The 19,913-nt window shown below is 71.9% G+C and carries 9 protein-coding genes; 5 read left to right on the top strand and 4 right to left on the bottom strand.

What is annotated here, in order from left to right; genetic code table 11:
* Window positions 1–9: 9 nt before the first annotated feature.
* Entirely contained in the window at window positions 10–588 is a 579-nt protein-coding gene (locus CP974_RS09355; protein ID WP_031128583.1) for a hypothetical protein, read from the top strand.
* Between the two features lie 18 nt (window positions 589–606).
* Window positions 607–2,094, top strand: a complete 1,488-nt coding sequence (locus tag CP974_RS09350; protein ID WP_031128582.1) for a glycosyltransferase — start codon at window positions 607–609, stop codon at window positions 2,092–2,094.
* A 167-nt stretch (window positions 2,095–2,261) separates the two neighbouring features.
* Here the strand turns inward: CP974_RS09350 and CP974_RS09345 are convergent, their stop codons facing one another.
* From CP974_RS09345 to CP974_RS09330, 4 genes are all read right to left on the bottom strand, one after another.
* A complete protein-coding gene (locus CP974_RS09345) occupies window positions 2,262–4,508 on the bottom strand; it encodes a glycosyltransferase (RefSeq protein WP_079140060.1) in 2,247 nt (748 codons plus the stop codon).
* 141 nt (window positions 4,509–4,649) lie between these two features.
* On the bottom strand, window positions 4,650–5,252 hold the full coding sequence (locus CP974_RS09340) for an acyltransferase (protein ID WP_031128580.1): 603 nt from the start codon (window positions 5,250–5,252) through the stop codon (window positions 4,650–4,652).
* 82 nt (window positions 5,253–5,334) lie between these two features.
* Entirely contained in the window at window positions 5,335–6,597 is a 1,263-nt protein-coding gene (locus tag CP974_RS09335) for a glycosyltransferase family 39 protein (RefSeq protein ID WP_031128579.1), read from the bottom strand.
* Window positions 6,598–6,700: 103 nt separating this feature from the next.
* Window positions 6,701–7,462, bottom strand: a complete 762-nt coding sequence (locus tag CP974_RS09330; protein WP_051838906.1) for a polyprenol monophosphomannose synthase — start codon at window positions 7,460–7,462, stop codon at window positions 6,701–6,703.
* Between the two features lie 335 nt (window positions 7,463–7,797).
* On the opposite strand from CP974_RS09330, the gene CP974_RS09325 reads away from it, so the two are divergent.
* The 3 genes from CP974_RS09325 to CP974_RS09315 all read left to right on the top strand — a co-directional run bounded on the left by CP974_RS09325 (window position 7,798) and on the right by CP974_RS09315 (window position 19,909).
* Window positions 7,798–9,252 (top strand): FG-GAP repeat domain-containing protein, encoded by a 1,455-nt coding sequence (locus tag CP974_RS09325; RefSeq protein WP_223844446.1) that lies wholly within the window; start codon window positions 7,798–7,800, stop codon window positions 9,250–9,252.
* 59 nt (window positions 9,253–9,311) lie between these two features.
* Window positions 9,312–12,908, top strand: coding sequence for a LamG domain-containing protein (locus CP974_RS09320; RefSeq protein WP_051838904.1), 3,597 nt, complete (start codon window positions 9,312–9,314; stop codon window positions 12,906–12,908).
* A gap of 89 nt (window positions 12,909–12,997) precedes the next feature.
* Window positions 12,998–19,909 (top strand): polymorphic toxin-type HINT domain-containing protein, encoded by a 6,912-nt coding sequence (locus tag CP974_RS09315; protein WP_078915318.1) that lies wholly within the window; start codon window positions 12,998–13,000, stop codon window positions 19,907–19,909.
* The last annotated feature ends 4 nt before the right edge of the window (window positions 19,910–19,913 follow it).

Here is a 19,913-nt window from a genome sequence, read left to right as displayed (position 1 = left end):
TGGAGTGACATGCAGGTTCTGTTCCTGGCCCTTGGCGCCTCGCGCAAGCGGGCCGTGGTCGAAGAGTCCGCCGCGGTCGCCGCGGCCGGCGGCCGGGCGGTCGTCCTGGTCGGCCAGAAGCAGCCCTGGGCGTCCGAGACGTTCGCCCCCGGCGTGCGGCTGACGACCCTCGCCGAGCTGGAGTCCACGCACCTGCCGCAGCGGCTGGAGCGGGCGGTCCTCTACCAGGGCCCGCGCCGCGTCGCCGGAGCGGTGGGCCGGGGCCCGCTGGGCACCAAGACCAAGAAGGCCCTCAAGGCGTACGAGAAGCGGGTCGCCGGCCGTGTGCACCGCCGCGTCTTCGCCCCCCTGCACCGCAAGGTGTGGCCGACCGCCGTCGCACGGATGATCCTGCGCCGCAGCTTCGGCCGGCGGGGCGGCCCCGACCTCGTGATCGTCGCCGACGCCCTGTCCACCCGGACCGCCGCCGAGCTGGTCGACGCCTGGGAGAGCGAGGGCCTGGGCACCCCGCGCCTCGCCTACAGCGTCGACTCCGTCGTGCCGCCGATCGTCACCCGGACGACCGCGCAGCTCCCAGCCGCTCGCTGAACCGATCGAGGAAGACTGATGAAGAACCGTAGCGAACGGCGCCCCCGTGTGCTCTACCTGGCGTTCTACTTCCCGCCGTCGCGGGCGAGCGGTGTCTACCGCGCCCGGGCGACCGCCAACCACCTGGTGGAGAAGGGGTGGGACGTCACGGTCTGCGCGGCCCCGCTCGACTTCCTCTACAACGTGATCGGCTCCGTCGACGAGGAGCTGTCGAAGACCGTCGACCCGCGCATCCGCGTGGAGCGGCCGTCGCTCAACCAGTACACCTGGCAGCAGGACCTGCGCGAGTACAGCTGGCTGCGCCGCAGCTTCCCGCTGATGGCCAAGCGCGTCTACATGTTCAGCCAGACGAAGCTCTTCCCGGAGCGGTACTCCTCCTGGGCCTGGGCGTCCGTCACGCGCGCCCTGAAGCTGCACGCCAAGGAGCGCTTCGACGTGGTCGTGGCGACCGGCAACCCGTTCGCTTCGTTCGGCGCGGCCTGGCTGTTCAACAAGGTCACCGGCGTCCCGTACGTCATGGACTACCGCGACTCCTGGACGCTGGACCTCTTCCACGACGAGCCGGCCTTCCCCGAGGGGCACATCGCCTGGCAGTGGGAGAAGCGCATGCTCGACAAGGCGTCCGCGGCGGTCTTCGTCAACGAGGCCCTGCGCGGCTGGCACGCCGAGCGCTACCCGGAGGTCGCCGACCGCATGATGGTCGTGCCCAACGGGTGGGACGCGGACGTCCTGCCGAAGGCCGTCGAGCAGGCCGCCGGGGTGGCCCCCGCCGGGCTTCCGGCGACCGCGTCCGGGGAGGAGGCGTCCGGGGAGGCGACCGTGTCCGGGGAGGAGGCCGCAAACGCCGCGGCCGGTGCCGCGGAGGCGCCCGGCGGGCAGGCCGCCCCGGCCGGGGAGCGGCGCGCGCCGCTGAAGTTCACCTACCTGGGCACGCTCACGGCGAAGCAGCCGGTGGAGGAGATGGCCGAGGCGTTCAAGATCGCCCGCCGCCACCCGGACCTCGCCGACGCGGAGCTCCAGATCCACGGCCACCTCGGCTTCTTCAAGAACAGCCCGGGCACCCTGAAGGCCCGCCTCGGCCTCCAGGACGGCCCCCGCCCCGAAGGCGTCGAGGACACCGGCCTGCGCTACTGCGGCCCGGTCTCCAAGACCGAGGTCGGCCGGGTCTACGAGGAGTCCGACGTCCTGGTCTTCCTGGCGGGCGGCGGCAGGTACGTCACCTCCGGCAAGATCTTCGAGTACATGGCGTTCGGGCACCCGATCGTCTCCGTGCACCAGCCCGGCATCGCCGCGCAGGACGTGCTCGACGGGTACCCGCTGTGGTTCAACGCCGACAGCCTCGACGTCGAGGAGCTGGCCGCGTCGATGGTGGCGGCGGGCAAGGCCGCCCGCGACCTGACGCCGGAGCAGCGGGCCGAGGCGCGGCGGCACGCCGACACGTACACCCGTGAGGCGACGCTCATCCCGTTCGAGCGGCGGCTGCGGGAGATCGTCGCCGGCAGCTGACCGCCCCGGGGTCCGGGGGCCGGCCCGCACGGGCCGGCCTGGCGTCGAAGACGCCCACCGGGCCCCGGGCGTGGCGAAGGCGCGGAACGCCGTGAGAAGGGGAAGGGCCCCGGCCGGATCATCGATCCGGCCGGGGCCCTTCCCTTGGCCCGTGGCCCTTACGCCCGTCAGTCCGCGTCGTAGGCGGTGCGGTCCAGGCTGGTCGTCACCTTCAGGTGCGGGTGGGACTTGGCCCACTTCCAGCCGGTCACCGTGGAGTTGATGTCGCTGACGAAGACCGTGTCGATCTTCTCCAGGGCCAGCTCCGGCAGCACCCGCCGCTGCGCGATCCGGGCGAACAGCTGCGGCCTGACCTCGCGGTAGGTCCGGTTGAAGACCTTCTTGTGGAAGGCGTTGGCGACCTTCGTGTGCGCCCGCTGCACGGTCGCCACGGCCAGCTCGGGGCCGATCGCCTCACGGTTCCGCGCGGCGATCCGGCGCGCCCGGCGCAGCACGGCGCGCGGCGCCCGGTAGACGAGGAACCGCTCGGCGCGCGGGATGCGCAGCTTCTTCTCGGCATCGGCGACGCTGACGACCGGCACGCTCGGGTCGAGGTCCAGCCGGTCCCACAGCGCGGGCGCCTGCGCGGTGACGAGGGTGACCTCGGCGCCCTTGGCGACCAGGTGGTTGGCGAAGTCGACGATGCGGCGCGGCTTGGCGGGGGTGAGCGCCAGGACGACGGCACGCCCGACGGGCTCGCCGTCCGCACGCCGCACGGCCACCGCCTCGGACGCCTCGGCCCCGTCGGCCGCCCGCGCCCCGGCACCGTCGGCCGGCTCCGTCTCCGCGTCCTCGGCGGTGTCCGGCACGGGCGGCAGGGCCCCGCCGTACACCTCGGCGAGCTGCTTGCCGACCGCCTCGCGGCCGACCCGGCCCTCCAGCGCCTCGCGGGCGGCCGGCAGGTCCAGCTCGGCGGCGCGGGCGCGCAGCTCGTGGTAGGCGTCCACGATGACCCGCGGGTCGTCGCTGACGTCCATGAGCGCGCCGGCCAGCGTCTCGATGCCGGCCAGCGTCTCCTCGGGGCCGCCGCTGCGGGTGACCAGCACGGGCAGCCCGGACGCGACGGCCTCGACGACGGTCATGCCGAACGTCTCGCGCTTGCTGGCGTGCACCAGCAGGTCGTAGTCGTGCATCAGCGCGCCCACGGCCTCCGGGGCGACGGGCGGCAGGATGCGGAACCGCTCGCCGAGGCCCAGCTCGGCCGCGCGGGCGCGCAGCTCCTCCTCGGCCGGGCCGTGCCCGACCATGGTGAGCGTGGCGCGCGGCTCCTCGGCGGCGACCAGCGCGAACGCCTCCAGCAGCTCCTTGACGCCCTTCGGCTGGACGAGGCGGCCCAGGTACAGCCAGCGCAGCAGCTCCGGGGAGCGCTCGGGGCCCGGCGTGAACCGGTCCAGCTCGATCGCGTTGGGGACGACGCCGACCTTGTCCGCGTACTCGGGGAAGCGGCGCACCACCTGCTCGCGCAGCGCGGAGCTGACGCACAGGAAGGCGTCGGCCCGCTCCAGCACCTGCTCGTACAGGCGGGCGGCGGGGGCCTGGGAGAAGACCTTGTCGAGGAACGAGGAGTGCTCGGTCACCACGATCCGGGCGTCGGGGCGGGCCAGCCGGGTGGCCAGCACACCGCCGTAGATGCCGGTGTGGGCGTGGACGACCGGCGCCTCGATGACCCCGCCGGGCAGCGCGCTGCGCAACGCCTTGACCTGCGCCTCGACCCACGGGGCGTAGTTCCTGCGGTGGATCAGCGGCACGGGGACGCGGACGACGGTCGCCTCGTCGGTGTCGATGACGTGGCCGAGGGCGCCGCGCTCCTGGAGGCGGTCGACGGTGACCCGGATGGCGTCGTTGAGCGGGGCGGACGCGCGGCCGGACCAGTCCTCCGTGTGGAAGACGGTGACCTGCCCGAAACTCCCGGCGACGGCCGCCGTGGCGGCCCGCACGAACGATCCCGCGTACGGGTTGTTCGGCGACGGGTACCAGGGGGTGAGGACCGCCAGGTCGGAGGGGACCACCACACGGCCGGCGCCGTGCGGCTCCAGCACCAGCGTGACGCCGGGGCGGCGCCGCTTGGCGATCCACGCGACGGGCAGCGCCTGGGCGTCGCCCGCGACCACCGTGTCGGCCGTGGCGAACGGCCCCGACGTGGCGGCGGCCAGCTTCTTGGCGGACCCCCAGGCCGTGCCGTCCTTGTCCGGGGCGACGCGGATCACCTTCACGCCGTCCAGCCGGCCCAGCTCGGCCAGCGCCTCGCGCCACTCCGGAGCGTCCAGCACGACCAGGGAGATGCGGGACCCCGAGGAGGCGAGCTCCTTCACCTGCTCGCGTGTCGCCCGTACTCGGTATGTGCCAAGCGCGAGATAGAGCACGTGGCTGTTCATCTGGATCCCTTCGCCCTTTCACCTGCACGCCGCGCACCCGTGCGGCGGAAGCGTCCCCACGGGGTTCGGTAAGGAGATACAGCGCGGCGGCACCACACTACCGAAGGAGGTGCCGCCTCCCGGCACGCGGCCGGGGCGCCGTCAGCCCTCGCGTTCGGCGAGGACGCCGTCCTTCTCCAGGTACACGGCGCCGGTCTGCGGGCACTCCCACACACCCTCCTCGCCGTCCCGCTCGACCAGCCGGACCCCGGCCCGGCCGACCCAGCCGATCCGCTTCGCCGGAACGCCGACGACGAGCGCGAAGTCCGGTACGTCCCGCGTCACCACGGCACCCGCGGCGACCATCGCCCAGCGGCCCACGCGCACCGGCGCGACGCACACGGAGCGGGCGCCCAGCGAGGCGCCCTCGCCGACCTTGACGCCGACGGCCTCCCAGTCGCCGCCGCGCTTCAGCTTGCCCTCGGGGTCCACGGAGCGCGGGTTGTGGTCGTTGGTCAGCACCACGGCGGGGCCGACGAACACCCCGTCGCCCAGCTCGGCGGGCTCGTAGACCAGCGCGTAGTTCTGCAGCTTGACGTTGTCGCCGATGCGCACACCGGTACCGACGTACGCGCCGCGCCCGATGACGCAGCCCTCCCCGAGGCGGGCGTTCTCACGGATCTGCGCGAGCTCCCAGACGCTGCTCCCGGCCCCGATCTCGGCGGTCTCGTCGACCTGGGCGGTGGGCTGGACCCTGTAGTTCACTCTGCTGTCTCTTTCGGGGGACGGCGGAAGTCTTCGCGCCCGAGCATACGCGCCGGGACCCGGGCCTCCGGCCCGCGGTGGGTCACGGCGAGTGCGGCCACACGAGCATCAGGTACACCCCGTAGGCCGTCGACAGCCCGACGGCCGTCCCGAGCACCGTGTACAGGGTCGACGGCCGGGCCGCCGCGAGCGCCCGAGCGAGGGGCACGAGCAGCGGGAAGGCGGGCAGCAGGAACCGCGCCTTGGAGTGGAAGTACCCCGCCCCGCCCACGGCGATGAGCAGCAGCATCCCGGCGTAGACGAGCAGGACGACGGGCTGGCGCTGCTGCACGCAGACGGCGAACAGCACCAGGGAGGCCACGACGGTGGCCGCGCCCACGGCCGTGTTGAGGTTGAGCGGCAGCTTCAGGAAGACGTCCGCGACGCGGTGCAGGGTGAAGGAGCCGCCGTCGAAGGTGCTGCCCCACTTCTCCTGCACCTCGAAGTAGCCGCGCCAGTGCCCCGCCCGGTAGCCGACCCACCCGAACCAGGCGAACCACCCGAGCGGCGCGACGGCCACGGCCGCCAGCAGCGGCCCCGTACGGTCGCTGCGCGGCCCGTCACCACCCCGCGCGGCGCGCCGCCGCGAGGTGAACAGGGCCCACAGCGCGGCGATCACGACCGCGGCGACGACCGCCGACCCGGAGGGCCGGGTGAGCCCGGCGAGCGAGGCCAGCACCCCTGCGGCCACCCAGCGGTGGCTCAGCGCGGCGTACAGCGCCCACGCGCACAGCGCGGTGAAGACCGGCTCGGTGTACGCCATGGACTCGACCATGGCGTGCGGGGCTATGCCCCACAGCACGGTGGCGACGACGGCGGCCCGCCGCCCGGCCACGCGCTCCACGACCGCGTATACCCCCCAGGCGGCGAGCAGCGCGGCGACGACGGCCACACCCCAGGCCACCTGGGCGGAGGACAGCGGCAGCAGCGCCGAACCCGCGCGTATCAACGCCGGGTAGAGCGGGAAGAACGCGTACTTGCACAGGGGGCCCTGGACCGTGCAGGAGTCGGTCATGGGGGCGGCGTAGCCGAAGTCCGCTATGTGCGTGTAGTAGACGGCGTCGTACCTGTCGGCCAGCAGCGTGCCGAGGCCGGGGCCGTCGTCACCGGCGCGCAGCGCCACGGCCGCCACGCCCAGGCAGCGCACGGCCACGTAGGCGAGGAGAGCGGGCCAGGCCCGCGCCGCTGCGCTGCGCAGGCGGAGAAGAAACGATTCGGTGCCGGTGGGCGTCCGCGAGGTGCGCCGGCGGTGCGCCCGTGCGCCCGCCTGCGGGGCGGGGGACGGCTCGGTGTGGACGGGGGGCATGGGCGGCCTCTCCGCGGGTCGACGCGTGGAAGGCGGGCGCCGGGGGAGGGGCCCCGGGCGGGGCCGCGCCACCCGTGCCGCGCCGGAGTGGACGGGGCGGCGCTCAGCGCCGGGGGAGCAGCCGGCCGAGACGGTGCCCGACGCCCCACGCGGTGACCCGCCACAGGGCCTCGACCACGATGGCGCGGCTCATCTTGCTGTCGCCGCGCTCCCGTTCGACGAAGGTGATGGGCACCTCGACGACCTTGAAGCCGGCCTTCACCGTGCGCCAGGCCAGGTCGACCTGGAAGCAGTACCCCTGGGACGCGACCCGGTCCATGCCGAGGCCCTCCAGCGTCCGCCTGCGGAAGGCCCGGTAGCCGCCGGTGACGTCCTTGATCGGTACTCCGAGGAGGGTGCGGGAGTACAGGCTGCCGCCGCGCGAGAGGAACTCGCGGGACCGGGGCCAGTTCACGACCTTGCCGCCCGGCACCCACCGCGAGCCCAGCACGAGGTCGGCGCCGCCGTCGAGGGCGTCGAGCAGGCGGGGCAGCTCCTCCGGCTGGTGGGAGCCGTCGGCGTCCATCTCGACCAGCACGTCGTAGCCGCGCTCGATGCCCCAGGCGAACCCGGCCAGGTACGCGGCGCCGAGCCCCTCCTTGCCGGCCCGGTGCAGCACGTGCACCCGGTCGTCGGAGTCGGCGAGCTCGTCGGCGATCTTCCCGGTGCCGTCGGGGCTGTTGTCGTCGGCGACCAGGACGTGCGCGCGGGGCACGGAGGCCCGTACGCGGGAGACGATCGCTGCGACGTTGTCGGCCTCGTTGTAGGTCGGAATGATCACCAGGACCGCTTCCGCGCCCGCATCCCGCCGCTCGTTGATGTTCACTGCACCTTCACCTCAGGATCCCGCCGGCGGGTCGGACGGCCGCGCGGTTTCCCCGAGCATACGGCGTCGGGACGGCACCCCCCGGGGCCAGGGCGGCTTGTCCGGGTAGGGGTGGAGAGCGGTGATTTACGGACCGTGTGTGATGAAAGCGTGACTGTCGGGTGGTGATCGTGTCTCGAAACCACCTTGAGTGCGCCCTCGGCTACCGAAATGATCTAGCGCGTTAACGCACATTCATTCGGGTGGGGGCATACATGTCCGGCACGGGAAGGCCCCGGCGGCGTCTGGCCGCCGGGGCCCTGGCCGCCGCGTGTCTCGCGCTGGGACCGGGGGCGGTGGCCGGACAGCCGGCCGCCGCCGCCGAGACCTGCGCGGGCGGCGTGGAGAGCGACTTCAACGGCGACGGACTGCGGGACATGGTCATCGCGGACCCGCAGGCCACGGTGGAGGGGATGGCGGCGGCCGGGCAGGTCCACGTCGTCCTGGGTGGCGGAAAAGGGACGGTGCAGGTGCACCAGTCCATGCCGAACGTCTCCGACGGCGCGGAGCCGGGCGACCAGTTCGGCTTCTCCCTCGCGGTCTACGACGCGAACCTCGACGGCTGCAGCGACCTGGCGGTCGGCATCCCGTACGAGGACGTCGGCGAGGTGCCCGACGCCGGACTCGTCCACCTGATCTACGGCTCGCCGCTGGGCATCGGGCAGGGCACGCCCGACAAGGGCTTCCGGCAGGGCGCGGCCCTCGCCGAGACCGCCGAGCCCGAGGACCGGGTCGGGTACGCCGTCGCCGCGACCCGGTCGGCCACCGGGGTCCCGTACCTGGTGATCGGAGCGCCCGGCGAGGACGTCTCCGGCAGGACCGACAGCGGCCTCGTCTCCGCCGTGTACGGCACGGACTTCCGCGCCGTCTCCTTCGACCAGGACAGCCCCGGCGTCTGGGAGGAGCGGGAGGCGTACGACGAGTTCGGCTCGGCCATCGTCGCGTCCGGCGGTTTCTTCGTCGTCGGCGTGCCCGGGGAATCGGTCGACACCGACCAGTCCGCCGGAGTCGTCATGGCGTTCCGCACCTCCATCAACACCGACGGCATCCCCGCGCCGAGCTTCGGCATGGGCCAGCTCCGGGCGGCCGGCTCGGAGAAGTCGGCGGAGACCGGCGACCGGTACGGCACGTCGATGGCGTTCGTGCCCTACCGGCCCTCCACGGCCTCCTCGCCGTCCGAGTACCTGCTGGCCGTAGGGGTCCCCGGAGAGGACCTCGCCGACGTGATGGACGCCGGGGCCGTGCAGACGTACCAGATCTCGGCCACCGGCGGAGTCACCCACCTCGGCTGGATCGACCAGAACACCGCGGACGTCGAGGGCGAGGCCGAGCCCGGCGACTTCTTCGGTCAGACGCTGACCGCCACCAACACCGACCCGGCCTCGGTGGGGACGGCCGCCACCATGCGGCTCGCCGTGGGCGTGCCCGGCGAGGAGTCCACCGAGGAACACGTCGACAAGGGCGGTGTCCAGATCTTCCCGTTCCTCGGGGCTCCGGGCGCGAGCGACGCCTGGCTCGAACCCGGCGCCGGAATCCCCTCCCCACCCGCCTCGCGGCAGCTCGCGGGCGTCAGCCTCGGCGCGACCCGCACCGATCTGTTCGTCGGCATGCCGTACGGCCCCGCCGAGGGCCATGCCGTCCACGCCTTCCCGTGGAACGCGACGACCGGCCAAGCCCCCACCCGGACCTGGCAGCCCGGCCAGGACGGCATCCCCGCGGGCGACGGCGCGTTCGGCGCGGTGGTCCGATGACCCCGCCCCGTACCCCGGCCCACGACACCACCGGAAGAACCGACGGGGGAAGGAACCACGTGTCCACCCGCATACGCCGCACCGGTCTGCTGCGCGGTGCGGCGGTCGCCGCGACGGCGGGCGCCGTCCTCGCCGCCGGGCTGACCGGGCTCCCCGAGCCCGACCGGACCGCCACCACCGCAACGACCGCCGTCCCCCAGGCCGCGCCCGCCCAGGCCGCCACCGAGGAGGCCGCCAAGGACGCCGCGCGTAAGAGCGGCAAGCGCGTCGAGGTGCTCGGCCTGCGCGGGGAGCGCCGCGACGTCTTCGCCGAACCCGACGGCTCCTTCACGGCGCGCGAGTACACCGAACCCGTGCGGACCGTGCGGGACGGCGCGTGGGCCGAGGTCGACACGACCCTCGTCAGGCGCGCGGACGGCACCCTCGGGCCGAAGGCGAGCACCGTCGACCTGGCCTTCTCGTCCGGCGAGGCCGGCAAACCCTTCGCCACCCTCCGCCGGGCGGGTCGCGCGTTCGCCCTGACGTGGCCGTACGGCAAGCTTCCCGCGCCCCGGTTGGAAGGCGACACGGCGACGTACGCCGACGCGCTGCCGGGTGTCGACCTGACGGTCCGCGCCGAGGCCGACGGCTTCGCCCACCTCCTGGTCGTCAGGACGCCCGCGGCCGCGGCGGACCCCCGGCTCGCCCGGATCGACCTGGGCATGACGGCCAAGGGCCTGAAGGTCTCGAAGGACGCCTCCGGGGCCCTCAAGGCGGAGGACGCCGCCGTCGGCGGCACCGTCTTCCAGGCGGGCAAGCCGGTCATGTGGGACTCCGCCTCCGTGGAGGAGACCGCCACCAGGCCGCAGGGCGCCAAGGCCGTCGCCCGCGCCCTCGCCGCGGACGCCCCCGCGCCCGCACCGGCCCTGGAGGGTCCCGGCGGAGGCGGCCGTACGGCACCGCTCGGTGTCGAGGTCGCCGAGGACACGCTGCGGCTGATCCCCGACCGCACGCTCCTCACCGGCCCCGGCACGGTCTTCCCGGTCGTCATCGACCCCATCCAGCGCACCACCTCGCGCAGCGCCTGGACCGGCGTCATGTCCGGCTTCCCGACCGAACAGGACTGGAAGTACAGCGACGGCGCCGGTGTGGGCCGCTGCCCCACCGACTACAACCCGGTGTCCTGCAACGGCGTCGGCGTACGGCGTGTGATGTTCACCATGCCGACGTCCTTCTACAAGGGCAAGCAGATCCTCGGGGCGACGTTCTCCGCTCGCGTCACGCACATCTACCAGGCCCAGCCGGTCGCCATGCCCATCCAGCTGTACCGGATCGGCGGCGCCAACCACACGATCACCGCGAGCACCAACTGGTCCAACACCAGCACCCAGTGGGCCGACCACCTCCAGACCGTCAGCAAGGCGATCTCGCCCGCCGGCTGCTCCAGCCAGGCCAACCTCCACTTCGAGAGCGGCCCCACCGGCGAGCTGACCAACCAGGTCAGAGCGGCCGCCAACGGCGGCTGGACGGCGATGTCGCTCGGACTGCGCGCCCAGGACGAGGGCACCTTCTCCCAGTGGAAGCGGGTCTGCGGCAACGCCTACCTCTCCGTCAGCTACAACACCCTGCCGTCGCAGATCACCGGTGCGCTGATGTCGAGCAACCCGGGCGGCAGCTGCAAGACGGGCACGGCACGCCCCTACACCGAGGTGCCCCCGAAGCTGTACACCGAGGCCCGCGACCCCGACCACGCGGGCGGCCTCACCGACAAGGTGAAGGTCCAGTTCAAGGTCGAGTGGACGGACGCCGCCGGCGTCGCCAAGTCGTACACCGCGGACACCGGCTACATGGCGCCCGTGGCCGGGACCAGGTTCTGGCACCAGGTCCACTCCACCATCCCGCAGAACAGGGTCGTCTCCTGGAGCGCCCGCGCCTTCGACGGCGACGGCTGGGGGCCCTGGTCGGCCACCAAGTGCGAGTTCGTCTACGACGCCACCCTGCCCGGCAAGCCGAACGTCCTGTCCGAGCAGTACCCGGCCGACAGCGTGTGGCACGACGGCGTCGGCACGTACGGCACCTTCACCTTCTCGCCGAACCGGAACGACTCCATCCCCGACACCGACGTGGTCAAGTACCGCTACGCCTTCGACTCCACCGCGTCCCCCGCCACCACCGTCACCCCCGCCGCACCCGGCGGCCCGGCGTCCGTCCAGTGGATGCCGAGCCGCCCCGGCCCGCACTGGCTGGAAGTCGTCGCCGTCGACAGGGCCGAGAACCCGAGCACCGTGCACCGCTACGAGTTCAACGTCACCGAGGGCAAGTCGGCCGCCGCCCAGTGGAGCCTCGCCGACCCGGCCGGCAGCACCGAGGCCCACGACGAGCAGGAGAAGTTCTCCGCTTCGGCCGGCGGCGGCGTGACCTTCGGCGTCGAGGGACCCGGCGGCAAGGTCGACTCCGCGGTACGCCTCGACGGCACCGCCGAGGCGTACCTGGACGCCGGCCAGACCGTCCTCGACACCGCCGGCGGCTTCAGCGTCAGCGCCTGGGTGCGCCCCACCGACCTGAGCCGCGACATGACCGTCGTCAGCCAGGACGGCACGGGCGAGCCCGGCTTCACACTCGGCTACAACGCCGTCGCCAGGACCTGGGCGTTCTCCGTCCCGCGCACCGACGTGCAGAGCGTCGGCGAGTGGCGCGCGGCGGCCACCGGCCTCACCGTCGTGAAGGACCAGTGGGTCCTGCTGACAGGCGTCTACGACGCCCAGCAGGCGCAGCTGAAGCTCTACGTCAACGAGACGCTCAAGGGCAGCTCGCCGCGCCTCTCCGCATGGAGGTCGTACGGCCCGCTCCAGATCGGCCGCTCCACGGCGAAGACCGGCTACCGCGGCCACTTCACCGGCGACCTCGCCGAGGTCCGCGTCTTCGACCGCGTCCTGCCCGCCGCGCAGGTGGCGGAGCTGATGACGGTCAAGCCGGTACGCAAGGGCTACTGGCAGCTCGACACGGCGACGAACGGCGCCTCCCCGGAGACCGGCGGCGGCGCCCCGCTCCAGCTGCACGGCGACGCGTACGTGTACCGCCCGGCGGACCCGGTCTTCGACGAGGCCGCCCTCGTCGGCGACGGCCACCTGGTCCTCGACGGAGACGGCGACCACGCCGCGACGGCGGCCCCGCCGATCACGGGCGGCACCAGCTTCACGATGACCGCCCGGGTGCAGCTCACCTCGCTCGACGCGACCGCCCCGCAGACCGTCCTGTCGCTGCCCGGCACCCACGCCAACCGCGCGGTGGTGCGCTACCGACCAGGCTCCGCGACCGAACTACCGGCGTGGGAACTGGCCGTCGCCCGGTCCGACGAGACGACGGCGGAGGTGCGGGTCTTCCGGGACGACCAGCAGCTGCCCGACAACGAGGGGGCCGGTCAGCACCTGGCGGTCGTCTACGACGCCTTCGCCAACGACATCCGGCTGTACGTCAACGGGCAACTCGCGGCCGCCGCCGACCGCATGGAGGACACGCTGTGGTCCGCGACGGGCGGTCTCCAGATCGGCCGGTCCCTGACCGGCGACAGCGAGTACCTCGCCGGCTCCCTCGACGAGGTCCGTGTGTACAGCGGTGCCGCCGACACGACGGCCGTCCAGAGGATGGCCCTTCTGGCGCCACTGACCGACATCTGACACCTCCCGGTGCGCCGACACCGCCACGGCGGCGTCGGCGCACCCCTCACGCTCCACCCCATCCGGAATCCGACCCTCGGAGCCCTCTGATGTCTCTACGTGGCCGCCTGCTGCGCCACCGCCTGCCGAGAGGCGCGGTCGCCGCGACCGTCCTCGGCCTCTCCCTGACACTGACCGCGTCCACCGTCCAGTCCATCGCCTACGCAGAGGACAGAGGCCGCGGCAGGCCCGGCGTCCAGGACTTCGGCGATCCCGCCGAAGGCACCGACGCCAAGGCCGCACCCCGCCCCTCCGACCCCGCCCGCAAGGCCGCGGTCACCGGGCTCGACCGGGCGTCCTGGCCCAGGCAGGGCAGCGCGGAAGTCGCCGTGGCGGCAGCCGGCTCGAAGAAGCCCGCAGTGGCGACACCGGGCGGCCTCCCCGTCTCCGTCACGGCCCCGCAGGCCCCGGCCCAAGCCAAGGCAGGCCCCGCCGCGCCTTCCGCCAAGGCCTCGCCCGCGACCCCCGGCAAGGTCAAGGTCGACGTCCTCGACCCGGCGCGCGCCGCGCAGCTCGGCGTCAGCAGCCTCCTCCGGCTGGAGCGCGCGGACGACGGCGACAAGGCGGCCGAGGTCCGCGTCACCGTCGGCTACTCGTCCTTCGCCGAGGGGTACGGCGGCAGCTACGGCTCCCGCCTCCACCTCGTCCAGCTCCCGGCCTGCGCCGCGTACGCGCAGCCCGGCTCCGCGAAGTGCCCCGAGGCGCCGAAGCCGCTCGCGACGGTCAACGACGCGAAGAGCCGGACCCTGGCCGCCGACGTCACGGCCGCGCCCGCCGACGCCGGCCCCTCCACCATGGCCGTCGACGGCGCCCCGCTGGTCGCCGTGACGTCGGGTCCGTCCTCCGCGCAGGGCACGTACAAGGCCACGGCGCTCTCGCCGTCCGCCAGCTGGAACGTCTCCGCGTCGTCGGGCGGCTTCTCCTGGAGCTATCCGCTCCGCACGGTGCCGACCCCCGGCGGCCAGGTGCCGAGCCTCGGCCTCGGGTACTCCTCCCAGTCCGCCGACGGCCGCACCTCGGCCACCAACAACCAGGGCTCCTGGATCGGCGAGGGCTTCTCGTACGACCCGGGCTACATCGAGCGCCGCTACAAGCCGTGCTCCGACGACGGCCACGCGGGATCCGGCGAGCAGTGCTGGGCGTTCGACAACGCCACGATCCTCCTCAACGGCAGCGCCACCGAACTCGTCAAGGACGACAAGACCGGCAAGTGGCACCTCGCCTCCGACGAGGGCGCCAAGGTCGAGAAGCTGACGAACACCGTCAACGGCGACAACGACAACGAGTACTGGCGCGTCACCACCACCGACGGCACCGAGTACTACTTCGGTCTCAACCGCCTCCCCGGCTGGGCGAGCGGCAACGAGGAGACCGCGTCCACCTGGACGGTGCCCGTCTTCGGCGACGACGCGGGCGAGCCCTGCCACAACGCCACCTTCGCCAACGCCCACTGCAAGCAGGCGTGGCGCTGGAACCTGGACTACGTGAAGGACGCCCACGGCAACGTGATGTCGTACTTCTACCAGCCGGAGACGAACCACTACGCCCTGGGCGGCAAGACCGACGTCAACGGCACCCCCTACCACCGGGGCGGCTACCTCAAGCGCATCGACTACGGTCAGCGCGACGGCGAGGTGTACGCGGCCAAGGCCCCGGCCCGTGTGGTCTTCACCACCGCCGAACGCTGCCTGCCCACGGCCACGTTCGACTGCGCGGAGGCCAAGCGCATCCCTGCGAACGCCGCGCACTGGCCTGATGTCCCCGTGGACCAGGAGTGCAAGCCCGACACCAAGTGCAAGGTCGGCCAGACGTTCTGGACCACCAAGCGCCTCACGGGCGTCACCACCCAGATGCGCAAGGACGCCACGACCTACCAGGACGTGGACGCCTGGACGTTCACCCATCTGTTCACCGACAACGGCGACGACTCGAAGACGCTCTGGCTGTCGAAGATCGACCACGAGGGTCGCGCCGGCACCACCGCGGCCAAGCTGCCCTCCCTGGAACTCTTCGGCGAGCAGCTCGTCAACCGGGTCGACGCGCCCGGTGACAACATCGCGCCGTTCCACCGCTTCCGCCTCGCCACGGTCCTGAGCGAGACCGGGGCACAGCTCGACGTCAACTACGCCCCGGCGGAGTGCACCGCAGGCGCGCTTCCGGCCCCCGGTTCGTCCACCAAGCGCTGCTACCCCGTGAAGTGGTCGCCGCCCGGCACCATCGAGCCGATCACGGACTGGTTCCACAAGTACGTGGTGGCCGAGATCATCGAGACCGACCGTACCGGCGGTAGCGACAGCCTGGTCACCCGCTACGACTACGCGAAGGGCAAGGGCGCCTGGCGCAAGGCCGAGCCGGACGGCATCACCCAGGAGAAGTTCCTCACCTGGGGCGGCTGGCAGGGCTACGACAAGGTCACCGTCACCAGCGGCACCGCCGAGCAGCAGAAGACCCGCATCGACTACACGTACATGCAGGGCATGGACGGCGACAAGGACCCCTCCGGCGGCACGCGCTCGGTCAAGGTGGCCGACTCCACCGGCGCCGAGTACACCGACGTGAAGGAATTCACCGGCCACCAGCTCGAAACGGCCACCTACGACAAGGGGGAGGTCGTCGCCAAGACGATCTCCCAGCCGTGGATGCACCACACGGCCACCCAGACGCAGCCGTGGGCGACGAGCCACGCGACCATCGTCCGGCCCCGGGTGAACCGCGGCTTCACGCTCCTGTCGAACGGCACCTGGCGCGAGACCAAGGCCACCACGACCTACGAGACGGCGAACGGCACCGGTCGCGTCACCCAGGTCGAGGAACTCGGCGACGTGTCGAAGTCCGGTGACGAGTCCTGCACCAGGACCTGGTACGCGGACAACCCGGCCAAGAACATCCTGTCCCTGCCGTCACGAAGCGAGTCGGTCTCGGTCGGCTGCGCCACCACCCCGGACCGGAGCAAGCAGGTCCTCGCGGACGAGCGCACCTCCTACGACGGCCTCGCCTTCGGCGCCGCGCCGGAGAAGGGGGACGCCACCAGGACCGAGCGCCTCACCTCGCACGACGGCACCACCGCCACCTACCAGGTGACCGGCACGACGACGTACGACGCCTTCGGCCGTCCCCTCTCCCAGACCGACGCCTCCGGAGCGAAGACCACCACGGCGTACACCGAGGCGAACGGTCTGATCTCCCAGACGAAGCGCACCAACGCCCTCGGCCACGTCACCACCACCGACTACGCCCCCGCCTGGGGAGCGTCCATCGGCCAGACCGACCCGAACGGCAATCGCACCCAGCTCGCCTACGACGGACTCGGACGCCTCACCTCCGTGTGGCTCCCCGACCGCTCGTCGGCGCAGACCCCGAGCATCAGGTACTCGTACAACGTACGCCGTGACAAGGTCGTCGCGATCAAGACCGAGAAGGTCGAGAACGACGGCTCGTACGGCGCCGAGCACACGCTCTACGACAGCCTCCTGCGCCCGAGGCAGATACAGACCGAGGGTTCCGGCGGCACCCGCATGGTCGCCGACACCTTCTACGACGGCGTCGGCAAGGTGAAGAAGACCAACGCGACCTACAACGCGGCGGGCGCCCCTTCCGACGAACTCCTGCTCGTCCACAACGGCGAGGTGGGCGCCCAGACGCTCATGGAGTACGACGGCCTGGGCCGCCAGACCGCGCAGGTCTTCGCCGTCTCCGGCGTGGAGCAGTGGCGGACGACGACCGCCTACTCCGGTGAGCGCACCGACGTGGACCCGCCCAAGGGCGGTACGGGCACCACCACGATCACGGATGCCCTCGGCCGGACCACCGAAGTCCGCCACTACCGGGGCGACGCGCCCAACGAGCTCCTCGGCTACGACGCGACGACGTACACGTACACGCCGAAGGGCCTCCTGGAGACGGTCACCGACGCGCAGGACAACGTCTGGCGCTACGAGTACGACCAGCTCGGCCGCAAGGTCAAGAGCGTCGACCCCGACGCCGGCACCTCGACGACCCGGTACGACGAGCTCGACCGTCCCGTCGCGGTGACGGACGCCCGCGGCAAGCGGACCTCCACCGTCTACGACAAGCTGGGACGCGTCACGGCCACCTGGCAGGGCGCGCCCGACACCGGCACGAAGCTCAGCGAGACCCGCTACGACAAGGCGGGCTGGCTGGGCAAGGCGTGGGCGAACCTCACCTACACCTCTCCGACCGAGTACTTCGCGTCGGTCGTGCAGGAGATGGACCGGTTCTACCAGCCGCTCAAGACGATGCACGTCGTACCGGAATCTCAGGGCGCCCTGGCCGGCAACTACCTCTACACCTCCAGTTACAACAGGGACGGCACCCTGCAGGGCAGCTCCCTGCCCGCGGCCGGCGGCCTGCCCGCCGAGGGCCTGGTCTACGGCTACGACGAGCTGCAGCGCCCGAAGAGCATGTCGGGTTACGTCACCGACGCGGTCTACAGCGGCCAGAGCCACCTGCAGCAGCTCGAACTCTTCACCGGCACCGGGAAGAAGGTCTGGAACACCTTCGCCTACGAGAAGGGCACCGACCGCCTCACCCGGTCCCTGGTGGACGTGTACGGCGCGCCCGCACGGGTCAAGGAGTCGACCTACTCCTACGACCAGGCGGGCAACGTCCTCTCCGTCGCCGACACGGCGAACACCGCCGCCCCCGACGTCCAGTGCTTCCGGTACGACAACCGGCAGCGGCTCGCCGCGGCGTGGACCCCGGCGGCCACGGCGACGGACGCCTCCGGCTCGGGAACCATCGGCTCCACCGCGCCGGTGTCGGGCTCGGGCCCCGCGGCCTGCCAGGCCGCGCCCGGCGCGAGCGCGCTCGGCGGCCCGGCGCCGTACTGGAAGTCGTACGTCACCGACGCCATCGGCAACCGCACCTCGGAGACCGTCCACGACACGTCCCTGGACGCGTCGAAGGACATCACCCGCACCTACACCTACGGCGCGGCGGGCGCGGCCGGGAACGGGCCGCACCAGCTGACCAAGGTCGTCGAGAAGACACCGACGGGCGACCGCCAGTCGACGTACGAGTACGACGCCGCCGGCAACACCACCAAGCGCGTCATCGGCGGCGACGCCCAGGTGCTGGAGTGGAACGACCAGGGCAAGCTCGCCAAGGCCACGGAGGCGAACGGCACCGAGACGACGTACCTGTACGACGGCAGCGGCAACCGCATCCAGCGCAAGGACCCGACCGGCACCACCGTCTACCTGCCCGGCATGGAGCTGAAGCTCTCCGCCGACGGCACGAAGACCGAGGCGACCCGGTACTACACCTTCGCCGGACAGACCGTCGCGGTCCGCACCGACGACAACAAGGTCTCCTTCATCGCCTCCGACCACCACGGCACGGGCGAGGTGGCGATCGACTCCGCCACCGGAGCCGTCTCCCAGCGCCGCTTCGACCCGTACGGCGTCGAACGCGGCCAGGCCACGGGCACATGGCCGGGGGAGAAGGGCTATGTCGGCGGCACGATCGACAAGTCCACGGGGCTGACACATCTGGGCGCCCGCGAGTACGACCCGGTGATCGGCAAGTTCATCTCCGTCGACCCGATCATCGACTACACGCAGCCGCAGCAGATGAACGGCTACGCCTACGCCAACAACAGCCCGGTCACGCTGTCGGACCCGAGCGGACTGATGCCGGCCGAGTGCATGACCCGCGAGATCGACTGCCGGCACGGACGCCCCACGGGCAAGTCCGACCCGGTCGACGACGCCGAGAGCGACGTCAACGAGGCCAAGAAGATCTTCTCGGGGGCCGAGGAGCAGAAGTCCGACGCCCGGCAGCGCATCAAGAAGGCCGCCAAGACGCTGATCAAGATCGTCAAGGACGAGCTCGGCATCACGGCCGCCTTCGACTGCGTCTCCAGCGGCGACCTTGGGGCGTGCGGCGAGACCCTGCTCAACATCGCGGGCAGCTTCGCCGGCGGTATCGCCGGAAAGCTCCTGGCGAAGTACGGCATGCCGTGGAACATCAAGAAGGGCTACGCGCTCGGGAAGAGGATCGTCGGCCTCGTCGGCGAACTCATCGACGGCGTGAAGGGCTACTTCGAGGCCGGCAAGGCCGTGGACAGAGCCCGGGGGGTCCTGGCCAAAGCGCAGGACAAACTGGCGGCGGCCAGAAAGAAGGCGGCGCAGCTCCGGCTGAAGACCGGCTGCCACAGCTTCCTGCCGGGCACCCTGGTCCTCCTCGAGGACGGCACCACCAAGCCGATCGAGGAGGTGGAACTCGGCGACAAGCTCAAGGTGACGGACCCCGAGACGGGCGAGACCACGGTCCGCGAGGTCGCCGGCACCATCGTCACAGAGGACGACAAGCACTTCGTCGACCTGACGATCGAGGGCGGCACGGGTCGGCCGGAAGCCCTGATCTCCACCACGACCCACCCCTTCTGGGTGGAGTCCGAGAACCGCTGGATCGAGGCCGGCGACCTCAAGCCGGGCATGGAACTGCGCACGGCCGACGGCGACGTGGCTCCGGTGAAGTCCGTCCGCCCGTTCGACCAGCGCCAGCGCACCCACGACCTGACCCTGACGGACATCCACACGTATTATGTGCTGGCTGGGGCTGCGTCGGTCCTCGTTCACAACTGCGGAGGGATCGACGACGATGCGCACGCAGCACTTCAGGATCGCCATGGGAATGACATTGCCGATGGCGTTGACTATAACGTTCAGCGCATGTGTCCGTCCTGCAACTCGGCCAGCGATGCAGCGGATCACACCATTAGTGGAATCGGCGGCAACACGGATGAATTGGGGCGGTACTTGGCTGGTCAGCGCGACTTGGGTATGACCCATGTCGACCGAAGGAAGCCGGGAACAACTGCCAGACGCGATGAGAGTAGGGTGGATTCAAGGGGTAGAGGCGTGACGATCGTCCAAAACTCCTACATGGTTCACGCTTATCACCAATCGTTGGACGAGTTCAACAGCATCTTCAATTAGCCGG

The organism is Streptomyces fradiae ATCC 10745 = DSM 40063 (assembly GCF_008704425.1).
Lineage (GTDB): Bacteria > Actinomycetota > Actinomycetes > Streptomycetales > Streptomycetaceae > Streptomyces > Streptomyces fradiae.
Note: the sequence above shows the minus strand (reverse complement) of the source record. Positions and strands in the feature narration are given on the sequence as shown.